This window comes from Pseudoalteromonas sp. SCQQ13, from assembly GCF_015864415.1.
Lineage (GTDB): Bacteria > Pseudomonadota > Gammaproteobacteria > Enterobacterales > Alteromonadaceae > Pseudoalteromonas > Pseudoalteromonas nigrifaciens.
Genome location: NZ_JADYXG010000023.1, coordinates 25,234 through 39,718, shown reverse-complemented (window position 1 = coordinate 39,718; position 14,485 = coordinate 25,234). Strand labels below are relative to the sequence as shown.

11 protein-coding genes are annotated in these 14,485 nt (G+C 39.9%); 5 read left to right on the top strand and 6 right to left on the bottom strand.

Features of this window, described 5'->3' with window-relative positions:
• Positions 1-66: 66 nt before the first annotated feature.
• Complete coding sequence (locus I6F41_RS15800) at positions 67-1,668, top strand: isocitrate lyase (RefSeq protein WP_011329704.1); 1,602 nt, start codon at positions 67-69, stop codon at positions 1,666-1,668.
• A gap of 1,096 nt (positions 1,669-2,764) precedes the next feature.
• Here I6F41_RS15800 and I6F41_RS15795 read toward each other — a convergent pair.
• The 6 genes from I6F41_RS15795 to I6F41_RS15770 all read right to left on the bottom strand — a co-directional run bounded on the left by I6F41_RS15795 (position 2,765) and on the right by I6F41_RS15770 (position 10,435).
• Complete coding sequence (locus tag I6F41_RS15795) at positions 2,765-4,783, bottom strand: S9 family peptidase (protein WP_197108748.1); 2,019 nt, start codon at positions 4,781-4,783, stop codon at positions 2,765-2,767.
• A gap of 151 nt (positions 4,784-4,934) precedes the next feature.
• A complete protein-coding gene (locus I6F41_RS15790) occupies positions 4,935-5,663 on the bottom strand; it encodes a 5-oxoprolinase subunit PxpA (protein ID WP_182684203.1) in 729 nt (242 codons plus the stop codon).
• 11 nt (positions 5,664-5,674) lie between these two features.
• Positions 5,675-7,474 carry a glycoside hydrolase family 3 protein gene (locus I6F41_RS15785; RefSeq protein ID WP_197108747.1) on the bottom strand — a complete coding sequence of 600 codons (1,800 nt, stop codon included), beginning with the start codon at positions 7,472-7,474 and terminating at the stop codon, positions 5,675-5,677.
• Between the two features lie 196 nt (positions 7,475-7,670).
• The gene (locus I6F41_RS15780; RefSeq protein WP_089369029.1) at positions 7,671-8,456 is read right to left on the bottom strand and encodes a heme ABC transporter ATP-binding protein; all 786 of its coding nucleotides are present in this window, start codon (positions 8,454-8,456) and stop codon (positions 7,671-7,673) included.
• Entirely contained in the window at positions 8,457-9,512 is a 1,056-nt protein-coding gene (locus I6F41_RS15775; RefSeq protein ID WP_011329709.1) for a FecCD family ABC transporter permease, read from the bottom strand.
• A 5-nt stretch (positions 9,513-9,517) separates the two neighbouring features.
• Positions 9,518-10,435, bottom strand: a complete 918-nt coding sequence (locus tag I6F41_RS15770) for a heme/hemin ABC transporter substrate-binding protein (RefSeq protein ID WP_197108746.1) — start codon at positions 10,433-10,435, stop codon at positions 9,518-9,520.
• A 67-nt stretch (positions 10,436-10,502) separates the two neighbouring features.
• Here I6F41_RS15770 and I6F41_RS15765 point away from each other — a divergent pair, with 67 nt between their 5' ends.
• The 4 genes from I6F41_RS15765 (at position 10,503) to I6F41_RS15750 (ending at position 14,461) form a co-directional block, all read left to right on the top strand.
• A complete protein-coding gene (locus I6F41_RS15765; RefSeq protein ID WP_193039094.1) occupies positions 10,503-11,255 on the top strand; it encodes an energy transducer TonB in 753 nt (250 codons plus the stop codon).
• A gap of 14 nt (positions 11,256-11,269) precedes the next feature.
• Positions 11,270-11,821, top strand: coding sequence for a MotA/TolQ/ExbB proton channel family protein (locus I6F41_RS15760; RefSeq protein WP_011329712.1), 552 nt, complete (start codon positions 11,270-11,272; stop codon positions 11,819-11,821).
• A complete protein-coding gene (locus I6F41_RS15755; protein ID WP_011329713.1) occupies positions 11,814-12,227 on the top strand; it encodes a biopolymer transporter ExbD in 414 nt (137 codons plus the stop codon). The genes I6F41_RS15760 and I6F41_RS15755 overlap by 8 nt, the downstream gene beginning before the upstream one ends.
• 146 nt (positions 12,228-12,373) lie before the next feature.
• The gene (locus I6F41_RS15750; RefSeq protein WP_197108745.1) at positions 12,374-14,461 is read left to right on the top strand and encodes a TonB-dependent receptor domain-containing protein; all 2,088 of its coding nucleotides are present in this window, start codon (positions 12,374-12,376) and stop codon (positions 14,459-14,461) included.
• The last annotated feature ends 24 nt before the right edge of the window (positions 14,462-14,485 follow it).

Here is a 14,485-nt window from a genome sequence, read left to right as displayed (position 1 = left end):
CAGAGCAACTAAAGCAGTCACTCTCATAACACTATAATAATTTACCCCGTTCAAAGGATTTTAATTATGACTACATATAAAAGCGAAACAGATACATTAGCAACACTTTGTAAAAAACAAGGTAGTGCATGGAAAACCATTAACCCTGAATATGCAACACGTATGCGTTTACAAAATCGCTTTCGTACTGGGGTAGAAATTGCACAGTTTACTGCTGACATTATGCGTGAAGACATGGCCGCATACGACGCAGATACAAGCCAGTACACTCAGTCTTTAGGTTGTTGGCATGGATTTACTGCGCAACAAATGATGATGGCTATTAAGCGCCATCAAAAAACAACTAAGCGTAGTTATGTATACTTAAGTGGCTGGATGGTTGCGGCACTTCGTTCAGAGTTTGGTCCCCTTCCGGATCAAAGTATGCACGAAAAAACCTCAGTTCCGGCACTAATTGAAGAAATTTACACCTTTTTAAAGCAAGCCGATGCACGTGAACTAGACCATTTATTTAATGACCTAGATGCAGCTAAAGCAAACGGCGGCGACGTACAAGCGGTACTAGATAAAATTGATAACTTTGAAACGCACGTAGTGCCAATTATTGCTGATATTGATGCCGGTTTTGGTAACGAAGAAGCGACTTACCTACTCGCTAAAAAAATGATTGAAGCAGGTGCTTGTGCAATTCAAATCGAAAACCAAGTGTCTGACGCTAAGCAATGTGGCCACCAAGCAGGTAAAGTAACCGTACCGCACGAAGACTTTTTAGCTAAAATTAACGCAGTACGTTACGCATTTTTAGAACTGGGCATTGATAACGGTATTATTGTTGCGCGTACCGATTCACTAGGCGCCAGCCTAACGCAAAAAGTACCGGTTTCACAAACACCAGGTGACTTAGCTAGCCAGTACAATGCATTTTTAGAAACTACGCCAATTAACGGTGTTGAAGATTTAAATGAAGGCGACACTGCAATGAAGCTTAATGGCCAACTTTGCAAACCAACGCGCCTTGATAATGGTTTATTCCAGTTCCGCGAAGGTACAGAAAAAGACCGCGTAGTACTAGATTGTGTAACTAGCCTACAGTCGGGTGCAGATTTACTGTGGATTGAAACCGAAAAACCACATGTTAAGCAAATTGCTGAGCTGGTTAATCGTGTTAAAGAGCAAGTGCCAGATGCTAAGCTTGTTTATAACAACTCACCGTCGTTTAACTGGACACTTAAGTTTCGTGAGCAAGTGTATCAAGAATGGCAAGAAGCGGGCCGTGACCTTAGCGCTTACCCAAGCTTGGGTGACAATAAAGGCCTTATGGCACCAGAAATGGATGCTACCGAGCTTGCAGTAGCAGCCGATTTACTAGTACAAAACTTCCAACGTGATGGTGCACGTGAAGCCGGTATTTTCCATCACCTAATCACATTGCCAACGTACCATACAGCAGCACTAAGTACGGATATTTTGTCAGAAGGTTACTTTGGTGACTTAGGTATGCTGGCTTATGTACGTGATGTACAGCGTCAAGAGATTCGTCGCGAACAAGCGTCTGTTAAGCACCAAGACCTTGCAGGCTCTAACATTGGCGATACACACAAAGAGTACTTCTCTGGTGATAATGCGCTTAAAGCCGGTGGTGAAGATAACACCATGAACCAATTCTAATTCAACTAGATAGTGTTACGTAAAGGGCCGAAAGGCCCTTTTTTTATGCGTATAATTAAGTAACCTGTCTGTGGGTAATAAAGCTAGCTTTAGTCGCTTTTTGACGTTAACTGCATTGAATTTGTTTGCAATAGGCCAGCCATGGGCGCGTAAAGCTGCCTTGTTTCCTCCTCACTCCTCAAATAAACCTCTGATTAAAGAAAATAAAATTATCATTACAGTTTAATACTTTAGTAAACCTTTTAACCAGTTCAGTTAAGTAGCTACCCACAACAGATCAGTATTTAACTAGCTGGCTATAATTACGGATCAGAGTTTAACTAAGCTTAGTGTAAAGCCCATTATTTAACCTTTTTAGCACTTTTATGGCTTTATAAACTGTAAATAAAGGCCATAAGTGACTGATTTTAGCTTTTTGAGTGAACACTCACCTTATAATAAACCGATTTTTTACTAACTTGAGCAATCCACAAAACACTTTTTTACTAACTGAGGGCCTATAAACACTAGCTCAAACCGGTTTTTTACCAACTCAGTGGGTATTTAATTGTATAAACCGAAATTTTACCAACTCAAATAATAGTTAAGTCCGATACTTAAGCTAGGCATTAAGATAGCTTAAGTATTAGTAAGCATTTAGATGGCTTTATCTCTATATTGCTGATGTTAGCGTGTAGGTGAATATAGTTAAAGTGGACTATATCCCTAAAGGGGTAGTGAGTACTTTTTGGCTATATTAACCTGATCTCCGGATAATAAACTTATCTCAAGCAGCTATTTTCAGCGCTAACTGCGTTGAATTTACTTGCAATAGGCCAGCTATTGACGCGTAAATTCGCCTTGTTTTCACTGAAAACCTCTGGCTAGAGAGAATAAAATTAAATATAAATATGATTCAATACGTTAGTAAATCTCTTAACCAGAGTTCAGGTTAATTAACTTGCCGCGGCGTTTGTGGTTTGCCGTTGCGTTACTATTAAAAATACCTAACCTGAGTTTAGGTTACTTACTGTAAACCCCCTTTACACTTATTGGTAATGCAAAAAAGCCACTTTAAAAAAGTGGCTTTAACTTACATACCAAGCGGTATGTTTGGTTATTTAGTGTGTTTATCAAACCACCATTGAATATAGGCAACTTTAGCCATTAAATTAGACGGACGAGCAGTAATACCATGTGATGCATCGGGAATACGTACCATAGCGGTTTCAACACCTTGTAGCTTTAATGCTTGATAAAACTGTTCGGTTTCTGAAATCGGTGTACGGAAATCAGATTCACCAGTTAGTAGCATAGTGGGTGTTTTTACATTGCCGACATAACTAATTGGCGAGCGTTTCATATAATGTTCTATATGATCCCACGGCTTACCCGGAAACCAATAGTCAGCAAAGAACGGGTAAAAGTCGGCAGTTAGTACAAAACTGATCCAATTAATTACAGGTTTAGCAACCACGGCTGCGGCAAAACGATCGGTATGGCCAACTATCCACGCGGTAAGTACGCCGCCACCAGAGCCTCCGGTAACAAACAATTTAGACTCATCAATAAAACCTTTGGCAATTAAAGCATCTACTCCAGTCATTAAGTCGTCATAATCGTTACTTGGGTAATTATGATGAATAGTTTGTGCAAACTCTTTGCCGTAAGAATCACTCCCGCGAGGGTTCATATACAATACAACGTTCCCCTTAGCCGCATATAATTGTACCTCGGCGCTAAAGTGCGGGCCGTAATTGGCTACCGGGCCACCATGAATTTCAAGAATTAATGGGTACTTTTTATTACTGTCAAAACCAGGCGGGTAGGCTACCCAAGCTTGAATTGGTAGTTGATCGTGACTCGATTTAAGCCATAGCTCTTCTACCTTGGCTAGTTGTTTATGCCCCAGCGAGTTGTCATTTAAACTTGTTAAGCGCTGTGCTTTACCACGTTTAATTGCCGCTACATCGGCTGGGCGCTGCGTGTCGGCTAGGGTAAACACAATTTCGTCATCTTCGCTCACATCAAAGTCGCCACCAGAATAAGGACGACCAAACGAAACGCTGCCAATTTTTTCGGTAATAACTTTACGTGAACCGCTACGAGGTTGGTACGCTAACGTGGTTTGCCCTTGATCAGCGTAACTAAAGTAAATGCCTTTAGAGTTACCGCTCCATTTTATTTTAGCTACGCTGCGGTCTAAGTCGGCAGTTAAATTAGTTGTTTTACCCGAACGTAGGTCGCGAATATACAATTGGGTGTTTTCGTAATTAGTTTGTTTGTCATCGTAACCGGTATACGCAAGGTAGCGGCCATTAGGCGATACTTGAGGTTGGCGGTCGGGGCCGTTTCTATCGGTTACAGCGGTTACTTCAAGCGTAATTAAATTAAGTTTATATACTTCGCTGTTAGTTGGCTTTAACAAGTAATTGTTATGCCTATTAGCCGAAAAATATAACGCTTTTTTATCTTTACTAAAGCTAACTTCGCCGCCGTTATTAAATTCATCAAAGGTAAGTTGTTTAGCATTGCCGCCATTTGCGTCAATAATAAATAATTGCTCAAAGCCCTTTTTAGCGTAACCAGCACCATCAGCACGATAATACACGTCGTCAATATATTTAGCTGGCTCTGCCCAAGTAGCGCCTTCAGGTTTACCAGGTAAGTTAATGGGTGAGCTTGATGTGGTGGCAACAAACATACTAAATGCGAGTTGCTTAGCATCTGGGCTCCAGCTTAGCGCTTTTGGCGTACTTGTAAGGTTACTTATTTTGCTAACCGCGCCAGTTTTAAGCCATTTCATGTAAATTTGGTTGCTACCGTCACGGTTTGAAATAAACGCTAAACGAGAGCCGTCCGGCGACAACTTTGGCGAATGATCCATATGTACGCCAGAAGTAAGCGGTTGAATTTGTCGTGTTTTATAATCTACTGTCCAAATATTACCTATTTTACGGTCGGTTTTTATATCCATTCTGTTACGTACAAAATAAACTGTTTTACCGTCTTTGGTAATGTCTAGCTGGTTAGCGTATTCAAGCGTAAATACATCTTCTAACTGTAGGGTGCTGCTATTGGCAAAGGCAAGATTACCTGTGCATATTAATAGACTAAGCGCAAAAAATGTTTTCATTTCAAATCCCTGTGGTTGTTAATAATAATAGTTATATGTTAGAGGGTTTAAAAATAATAGCTAGGGCGATGAAGTAATTGCGTGGGTGGCTAAATCTGTAAAACGGTTCAGCTGTAAAGGGGGTTTACAACTGAACATATTAAATAATGCTTTACCGTTTACACAATAATTTTATTTGTTGAATGAGTGCAATACCGGCAGGGTTATCGCCGTGAACGCATAAACTATCGGCATCTAAAATTAACTTTTTACCTGAACGCGTAGTTACGCTGCCATCAGCTAACAGTTGCTTTACTTGCTCAATTAAAGCTTGCTCGTTATGCACACTACCTGCTAACTGCCTTGACACTAAAAGCCCTTCGTCGGTGTATTGTCTGTCGGCAAAGGCTTCTAATATTAATTTTAACCCTAAAGTGTCGGCCATTTTTTGATGCTTTTTAGCATCAGCCGTTGCTAAAATCATTAATTTTAATGGGCTAGGGTAGTGTGCTACCGCGCTCATTACGCTAGTTAAAAGCTGCTCGTTAAGCATCATATCGTTATAAAGTGCGCCATGGGGCTTAACATAACTAAGGCTTAAGCCTTGTACTTTGGCCATACCTTCTAGCGCAGCAATTTGATAGTGCAGACAATTTGTAAGCTCGCTTGCACTAAGTGCCATAGAGCGTCTGCCAAAACCTTGTTGATCTGGGTAGCTAGGATGAGCGCCAATTTGTACCTTATGCTGCTTTGCCAGCTTGAGCGTATTTGCCATTACATCGGCATCACCCGCATGAAAACCACAAGCGATGTTAGCCATATTAATGTGCGGCATAACCTCTTCATCTAAGCCCATTTTCCAAGCACCAAAGCTTTCACCTAAATCGCAATTTAATAGCATTTAAGTTCTCCTTACTTTTTTATTGTTACAGGCAAAGTGCCATTAGCTGGCAATTTTCCTAACAGTACGTGTGCTAAAGCGGTAAATGCGGGGCCTGTTACAATATCGTTTTTATCGTGATCAATATTATAGGCATACGATGCAAGTACAGCATGCGCATAATCGCTAAACTCAGCAATGTCGTAAGGCGCTCTTAGGCTAATAAATACCGTGTTTTTATTTTGCTTTTTGGCCACTTTTAATAACGACTCAAGTGCTTTTGGTTGCTGTGCGTTGCTAAGTGCAAATTGAGGACCGTTTTTTAAATCATCCATACCGCCAATTTCTACCGCACTTTGATTTGGCGTTGCATTGCCCGCTATAACAACATCGGCTTTATTAATGTCTGTGTGTGCTTGTTGCGGATCAAAGCCTTGCAAGCTGCTACAAGTATAGTTAAGCGTATGTTTACTAATGCTTTGCAGGGCTTGTTGTAGTGCCATACATTTGCGGGTGTCGGGCATTATAATATGTATATGTTGCCCGGCTTTAAGTGTAAGTGGCAGTGTATTGTGAGTGTTTTTAACTTGTGTAATAGCCGCTACCGCAAGTTGAGCTTCAATATTGCGATGCGCTTTACTCCCAATAACGTGCTTGGCGTTAACTAGCGCATTAATGGCGTTAAAACTGGTGTTAAGTTTAAACTTACTTTTAAGCGTTGTAATACGCTGCGCCGACTCAGTTATTTCTTGCTGATTAAGTTGCTTAGACTTAACTGCAGCAACTAAATCTTTAATGAGCTGATCAAGTTTGGTTAAGTCATCTATGGTGCGAATTTCTATTGGCATTAAGGCAATATCGACCCCTGCAGCAAAGGTGTTTATAACCGCTTGAGTAGAATTGAAAAAGTGACTAATACCAGCCATATCAAGTGCATCGGTTACTACTACGCCATTATAATTAAGCTCATGGCGTAAAATATCAGTAATTATTTTACGCGACATAGTTGCGGGCTTAATCATGCTTTTACCATCTACACTGGTAAAGGTACTGCTATCAAGCGCAGGGTACTGAATATGTGCGGTCATGATCATGCCAGGGCTTTGCGTGGCAATAATCTGTTTAAAAGGGGCTAGGTCTTGTTGGTAAATAACCTCTTTTGAATGGTTAACTCTAGGTAAGCCCGTATGGCTATCTACGTTAGTGTCGCCGTGGCCCGGAAAATGTTTAAGCGAACTAATAATGCCGTTATTTTCAAACCCAGCAACTTGAGCTGCACCTAAAGTTGCAACGCGCTTAGGATCCTCGCCAAACGAGCGTACATTAATAACGGGGTTATCTGGGTTCATATTTACGTCGATTGAAGGCGCATAATTAACGTTAATACCCAAAGCACTTAGCTCGGTGGCCATTACTTTAGCGGTTTGCGCGGCAAAATAACTGTCGTGTTTTTCAAAAGTAGCACCAATCGACATATTACCGGTAAACGAGGTTGCTACATCGCGCGGTAGGCGTGCAACACGGCCGCCTTCTTGATCAACCGAAATAAACAAAGGTAATGCCGAACTCGATTTACTTGCAGCATGTTGTAATTGTTGGTTAAGGGTAATTATTTGTTCAATAGATTGGGTGTTTTCAGAAAATAAAATCACCCCGCCAATATTGTATTTACTAATGGCGTTTGCCAGTTCATTGGGTAATTGAGTCATTGGCGTTCGGCACTGTTTGCTTGCACCTTGGTGACAAAAATAGCGAAAGTCGAGTAATAGCTTTTGGCCAAGTTGTTGTTCAAGCGTAAGCGCAGGTTGAGCTATAGAAGATTGTAATGGCATTAAACACCCGATTAAAAAAGCAATAGACGATACAGCATACTTATTTAGCAAAACACACTCCAAAGCTAAATAAAATAGATAAGTGCATGCAGCTTATCTATTTTTTAGTACAACTGCAAAGCAGATACGCAATAGCGGTGCGTTTAAGTCTTATTGATTTTTAAAGCTGAATAAACGCTGATATTAGTTAAGTATTTTAGTAACACATTTGAATGTGTGGCATAGCCTCGCTGGTGTTATTTTCAAGCCTGGCGTTAATATTATATACCCGTTTAAGTAGCGCAGGGGTAAGCACTTCTTTTGGTGTACCACATGCTGCTACCTCGCCATTATTAAGCATGTAAATTCGATCTGCAAAACTGGCAGCAAGCGATAGGTCGTGGATCACGGCAACTACTCCTGCGCCTTGGCTAGCAATACTTTTAGCTTGAGCCATTACATCGTATTGATGAAAAATATCTAAGCTAGAGGTGGGCTCGTCAATTAGTAAGTAAGGTGTTTTATTGGCAACTAGGCTAGGCTGAATTTGGCATAATACCCGCGCAAGTTGTACGCGTTGTTTTTCTCCGCCAGAGAGTTGTGTAAAGGTATGGGTTTTTAAGTGCGTTACACTAAGTGCTTGCATTACTTGCTCTGAAAAATGCATAAGCTGCTGTTTACTATAGTCTGCTTGATGGGCAAAGTGCGCCATATCAACCACTTCAGCTACGCTAAATGGAAAGTCGAGTTCGTAATTTTGCGTAAGCACAGCGCGTAATGTAGCCAAACTTGCTATTGAGTAGTCGCTAAGCAAGCGGTCATTAAGCGTAATATCGCCATTATTAATTTTTATATCGCCGCATAAAGCTTTTAATAACGACGATTTACCCGCCCCATTAGGGCCTATAATTACCACTAACTCGTTAGGTTTTACATAAAAGTTAATATGCTTGAGTAGTTTTTTTTGCCCAATTTGGGCCGATACATTATTAGCGCACAGCATTTATAAGCTCCGTTGCTGATAAGTTTTTAGCAACATAATTAAAAAGAAAGGGCCACCAATAGCACTGGTTATTAAGCCAATAGGTAACTCTGCAGGGAGCATTACAGTGCGTGCAAATAAATCAGCAAAGCTTAATAGCAGCGCGCCGCCTAAAATACTTGCTGGCATTAAGTAACGATGATCGGGCCCTAAAACAAGCCTTACAATATGCGGCACAATAAAACCAACAAAACCAATAATACCGGTAATAGAGACAGCTGCTCCGGTGCACAATGCCGTGCAAATAAATACCTGCTTTTTAAGCCTCGTTACATTAATACCTAAGTGTTTAGCTTGCGCTTCGCCTAGTAAATATAAATTAAGAGGTTTTGCTAGGCGTAGTAATAAAACCACACTCAAAACAATAATACATAAAGAGGGCAGCATCATTGCAAAGTGATTACCGGCTAAAGAACCCATACTCCAAAATGTTAAATCGCGCAGTTGTTGCTCGTTACTAATTAATGTAAGCCCACCAATGAGCGATCCCACAATGGCATTAACAGCAATACCAGCTAGTAATAAGCTAATAATTGTAAACTGACCACTGTGAGCGCTTAATCTATAAATAAATACACATACACTAATACAGCCAATAAATGCGCCAACCGGTACCGCATAAACGCCCAAGGTACTGCTAAAGTTAGCAAATAAACTACTGCCTAATACTATAGTGGCTACAGCGCCAAGTGCTGCACCACTCGACACACCAATTAAACCCGGATCGGCTAATGGGTTTCTAAAAATTGCCTGCATAGCACAGCCGCACGCGGCTAACCCTGCACCTACCACCATGGCTAACACTATGCGTGGTAAGCGTATTTGCCAAATAATAGCGTTTTTTAAGCTATCAGTTTCAAGCTGGTTAATTATTGCGACTATTTCACTTAAGCTTAAATTTACGCCCCCTTTACTTAGTGCAATAAAAAACATAAAAACACAGGCTAAAAATAAACAGGGAATGGCCATTTTTCGCTGTTTTTGTTCGGTTAATAGCGTACTTCCTAATGCCAGCATAGTTATTACTCACTTAGCTCAATGTTAGGTTGAGAGGTTTTAGCAAAGCGAAACTTATACGCTGTAGGTAATTTAGCATTAGGGTGTAAAACACTTGCAAGCTCAACTACCGCTTGTGGTGTACGTGGGCCCATGCCTAATAAATAACTGCCATCAAAGCTATATACTTGCTTATTTTTAACTGCATTAGAGAACTTAAAATGTGCTAGTTTTGAGACGTTTTCCATAGGGGTGTCGCCGTGTCGTCCCATAGTAATAATTGCGTCTGGATTAAGAGCAAGGGCCGCTTCAGTTGAAAGCGGTTTCCAATTTTGTATGTGCTCTGCTGCAATATTAATTGCTCCAGCGGCATTTATTAATTCATTTGCAGAGGTATTTGCCCCGGCTACAATAGGTTGCCCGCTGCGTACATTAAGAATAAAAAGTACTCTCGGCTTATAAGTACTTTGTTGTAAAACAGTGTTTAAAGCAGCTCTGTCTATTGCCAAACTATTTGCAAGTTGCTCTCCCTTTTTAGGTACATTGAGTAAACGTGCAATGTGTTTTATTTTAGCTTCAATACCTAAAAAGTTATCTTCTTGTGTAAGTATGGTCATGTTTATTCCCGTACTTTTTAGCTGCTCTACTACCTTTTGAGGTCCTGTGTCGGCTTCGCCTAAGAGTAAATCTGGGCTGAGCGATAATATCCCCTCTGTACTTATTTTTCGTACGTACCCTATTTGCGGTTTTTTAGTCGCAGCACTTGGAAATACACTGGTGCTGTCTACACCTACAATACGATGCTGCTCATTAAAGGCATAAATAATTTCAGTTATTGAGCCTCCCGAAACAACAATTCTTTGTGCCGAGAATGGAGCTGAATTACTGCTACAAGCAAATGTTAACAGGGTAAGCGTAATTAAATATGTGTATAGGGGTTTCATAACAAATCCAATGTTGATACTATCAATAAACACGAACAATAACAGTTATCATTTAGATTTAAAAGCTATGAAGTTTACTATTTTTATATTACTGTCAGCAGTTGCTCATTATATTGGGTTGTTTATGCAACCTGTCTCCCCTAAAGCTATGACATTTTCGCAGGGGCAAAAAGCCGATCGTGTGGCAATTAATATTATTAACTCAACCCAGGTTAACGCCAGTAAAGTAGCTAAAAAAATACCAGCTGAGCCAAAACTAACAGCGTCTGTAGTTAAAAACGATAATGTTAGTACTGAGTTTTCGGGCACCAAGCAGCACCTTAAAGTAGTAAAAAAAACACCTGAAAATATAAAAAAAATAATAGATAACCCGCCAAAAAAACCAGCTAAAGCCAAACCGGTTAACACAGCTAAAAACACTGAGCATAAAAAGTCTGTAAAAAACGCCCCAGCAAACAAAAATAAAATAAAGCCTGCTGCGCCTAGTTCTAGTACCACAAAACTAAGTAACCAACACTCTGCTACTAATCAATTAGTTACCGTAACTGATTTGCCATTATTTAAAGCCCCTAAGCCAATGTTAACGTATCCGTTACGAGCTAAAAAAAGAGGTTACGAAGGGGTTACGTTATTGCAAATTGAGTTGAATAAGCAGGGGCATATAGCAAAATTAACTGTGTTAAAAAGCAGCGGATTTACTGAGCTCGACAAAGCTGCTTTAAATAATGTAGCGCAGTGGCAGTTTCATCCTGTTGTTAAAAATAACCACCCGATAAAAGCACGATTTAGCGTGCCAATTCGGTTTTCGTTAAACGTATAACAAAGAGTAATAACATGCAGTCAACTTTTAATGCGGTAGGTATTATGGCTTGGCCATTACTATTGGTGTCAATTATAGCTTTGGCTATTGTGCTGGAGCGCAGCACTATTTTAATTATTGCTAAGTGGCAATTAAAGCAACATAAACTAGGTACAAGTCAATTTGCAATTACGCTGCAAGCTAAGCAGTTGTTGCACAGTGAGCAACGTCTTCAATGGTGCCAATTGTATTTACAAGACTGCTTAATTGATTGGCGAAAACGGCTAAACATATTGAGTTTATTGGCCTCTTTAAGCCCTTTAATGGGGTTACTTGGTACTGTGTGGGGGTTGGTCGTTATGTTTAAACGCATTGCCGAAACTAATCAAGCGGTTACGCCTGCTTTACTAGCTGATGGCTTGTGGGAAGCTATGTATTCAACCATGGCTGGATTAGTTATTGCTATTCCATGTTTATTAGTTAGCGGCTTATTAAACACCATACTAGAAGGGTTACAAAATGATTTTACAAGAATCATCAATCATTTAAATTATAAGTTTACCTATAGTGACTCACCTTATGCTTAGCTTGCCACCGCGTAATACAGCGGCGCAATTAGTGCCAGACTTAACCGCTTTGCTTGATGTGTTATTTATTTTACTGGTTTTTTTATTACTTACAGCAGCTGTTAAGTTAAATATGCTTGATGTAACGCTTCCCGATACAGGTAAAAACACCAGCACACCGGTACAACAAGCAGATGTACAGGTACTTAGTATTCGGTTAGAGCATAATAAACTTCAATACGCCCTCGAAAAAGAATCATTTACTTCGTTAAATGAAGCGATTAACGCCTTAAAAAACAGTAAAAAAAGCTTACCTCTGTATTTAGCGGTTGATCAGCAAGTACCTAGCGGCGAATTAGTAAAGCTATTAGCTAAACTTTCTGCTGAAAAGTATCAAGTTGCAAATATTTTAGTTAAAAGCGATTGATAACTATTATCATTTGGTGTTTATTTTGTTATAGTCAAAGTGCTTTAGGCAGTAGGGGCTAACCCAAAGCGCTATGTAACTTTTTTGCATTCAATATAAGTAGAGCAAAAGAGTAAACAAAATATAATTATTAAATGGAGTAAATAATGCGTATTACCAAACTGGCAGCTTGCCTTGCCACTCTGTCTTCGCCCTTAATGGCAGCTGATCTTGAAAACCCTAACCACACTAATATGCCGGTTACAGCACTTGATGCAGTAACCGTAACGGCAACCCGTACCGCAAAGTCTGCATTAAATTCAGCTCAAGCCGTTAATGTTATTAACGCAGAACAAATAGAGCAAGTACTTGCTAGTAGCGTATTCGACAGCCTTATTAGTATTCCTAACGTTACTGCAACCGGTGGCCCACGTAATATGGGGCAAAAGTTTAATGTGCGTGGTTTTAGTGACGCAGAAGATGTGTTAATAAGCGTAGATGGTGCAATTCAAACATTTGAAAAGTATCGAATGGGGAGTTTTTTTTCAGATCCTGAACTTTATCGCTCTGTAAATGTTAAACGTGGACCAAGTACTGTTTTGCATGGCGGTGGTGCTTTAGGTGGTGTGGTAGAAATGGAACTTAAAGATGCCAGCGACTTTTTAGCACCGGGTGAGCAAGGTAGCGTTAAAGTTAAGCTAGGTCACCATGGCAATAATAATGAAAATAACGGTACCGTATATGCTTATGCACGCCCTACCGACTCATTAGATATACTTACTTCGTATGTAAAACGCAGTAGTGGCGACTTTAAGTTATCAAATGGTGAAACGCTTGATAATTCGGGTATTGAGGCAGAATCGCTGCTTTTAAAAGCAGAGTACTACTTAAACGAAGACTCCTTAATTGGATTGTCGTATACAAAAAGTGAAGACAATCAGCGCACCGAGTTTAATACTACCGATCCTGGCGCATGGGGTACGGTATATAGAGAAATAGAACAGTCGGTTACTAATTTAAGCTATGAGCTTAACCCCGCCAATAATCCTTATGTAAATTTAACAGCGCGCTTAGGGCGCACCCAAAGTCAGGTTGTTGAAAGCGATGGTTCAGGCACTTTAAAAGATTTTATTGGCTTAGAGTCTAACTACGAATACAACATAACCACACTTGATATTGCGAATACATCTTTAATTAAACAGCATGCTTTAACCTATGGCATGCAATATTCTGAAAAAGATCGAGTGGGAACCAAGTTAAGTTATCCATGCCTTAATTTAGACATGCAAACTTATCAATGTATTGATTATGCAGAGCAAGCAATACAAAACGAAATAACATCACAGCCCGGAGGCACTCAAAAACGCATAGGCGTTTACCTACAAGACGAATTTACTTGGCAGGCATTAACGCTTACCACAGGGCTACGTTATGAAAAGTATAAAACCACAGCAACCTCTAGCTTTGCCAACTCATTTAATAATTTAGATACCGATGTTGATCACTCTCAAGTGGTGCCTGCATTAACCGCTCACTATCAAATTAATAACCAGCTAGCTGTTTTTTCAAGTTATCAGCAAGGATTTAGAGCCCCATTAATAGATGAGCTTTATGATCAATATGGTGGGCGTGATCCGGCACTCGAACTTAAAGTAGAAAACAGCACCAATAAAGAAATAGGTGCGAGTTACCAAAACCAAAATATATTTACAAACAGAGATGCTTTAACTGCCCGTGTTATTTATTTTAAAGTAAAAATAGATGACGAAATTCAATCAAACACCAATATAGCCACTAATCCCGAACCCGCAGCGCGTTATAACAATAGTGGCGAAAACCAACGAGACGGCATTGAGTTTGAAATTAATTATGCACATACCCTAGGTTATGCCAACTTTTCTTATAGTCGAATATCAGGTGAAAACCAAAACAATGAACCACTTTGGTATTTACCAGCAGATAAATTTGCACTAAGTAGTGGGTTAAACTTTTTTAACGACGTGCTAAAAACAGGCTTTAATATTCAACATGTTAATGATCGCACTGTACTTGTAGCAGGTATTGAGCAGCAACATAAAAGTTATGTTTTAGCCGGTATAAACGCCAGTTGGGATATTAACGACAGCTGGAATGCCCGCTTAGCAATAGATAATTTATTTGATAAAGAATACCAAGTTATAGCGGGTACTACAGGCGCCATTGGCGACTATGGTGTTGGCCGTAATATTAAAACGCAAATTAGTTTTAAATTTTAAGTTGCCGTAATGGTCACTTAGGCC

Bases quoted from the DNA above. Each gene is read 5' to 3' on its own strand.
- I6F41_RS15790 (WP_182684203.1), bottom strand. From the start codon at position 5,663: ATGCTATTAAATTGCGATTTAGGTGAAAGCTTTGGTGCTTGGAAAATG.
- I6F41_RS15750 (WP_197108745.1), top strand. From the start codon at position 12,374: ATGCGTATTACCAAACTGGCAGCTTGCCTTGCCACTCTGTCTTCGCCC.
- I6F41_RS15795 (WP_197108748.1), bottom strand. From the start codon at position 4,783: ATGAAAACATTTTTTGCGCTTAGTCTATTAATATGCACAGGTAATCTT.
- I6F41_RS15785 (WP_197108747.1), bottom strand. From the start codon at position 7,474: ATGCCATTACAATCTTCTATAGCTCAACCTGCGCTTACGCTTGAACAA.
- I6F41_RS15780 (WP_089369029.1), bottom strand. From the start codon at position 8,456: ATGCTGTGCGCTAATAATGTATCGGCCCAAATTGGGCAAAAAAAACTA.
- I6F41_RS15765 (WP_193039094.1), top strand. From the start codon at position 10,503: ATGAAGTTTACTATTTTTATATTACTGTCAGCAGTTGCTCATTATATT.
- I6F41_RS15770 (WP_197108746.1), bottom strand. From the start codon at position 10,435: ATGAAACCCCTATACACATATTTAATTACGCTTACCCTGTTAACATTT.
- I6F41_RS15755 (WP_011329713.1), top strand. From the start codon at position 11,814: ATGCTTAGCTTGCCACCGCGTAATACAGCGGCGCAATTAGTGCCAGAC.
- I6F41_RS15760 (WP_011329712.1), top strand. From the start codon at position 11,270: ATGCAGTCAACTTTTAATGCGGTAGGTATTATGGCTTGGCCATTACTA.
- I6F41_RS15800 (WP_011329704.1), top strand. From the start codon at position 67: ATGACTACATATAAAAGCGAAACAGATACATTAGCAACACTTTGTAAA.
- I6F41_RS15775 (WP_011329709.1), bottom strand. From the start codon at position 9,512: ATGCTGGCATTAGGAAGTACGCTATTAACCGAACAAAAACAGCGAAAA.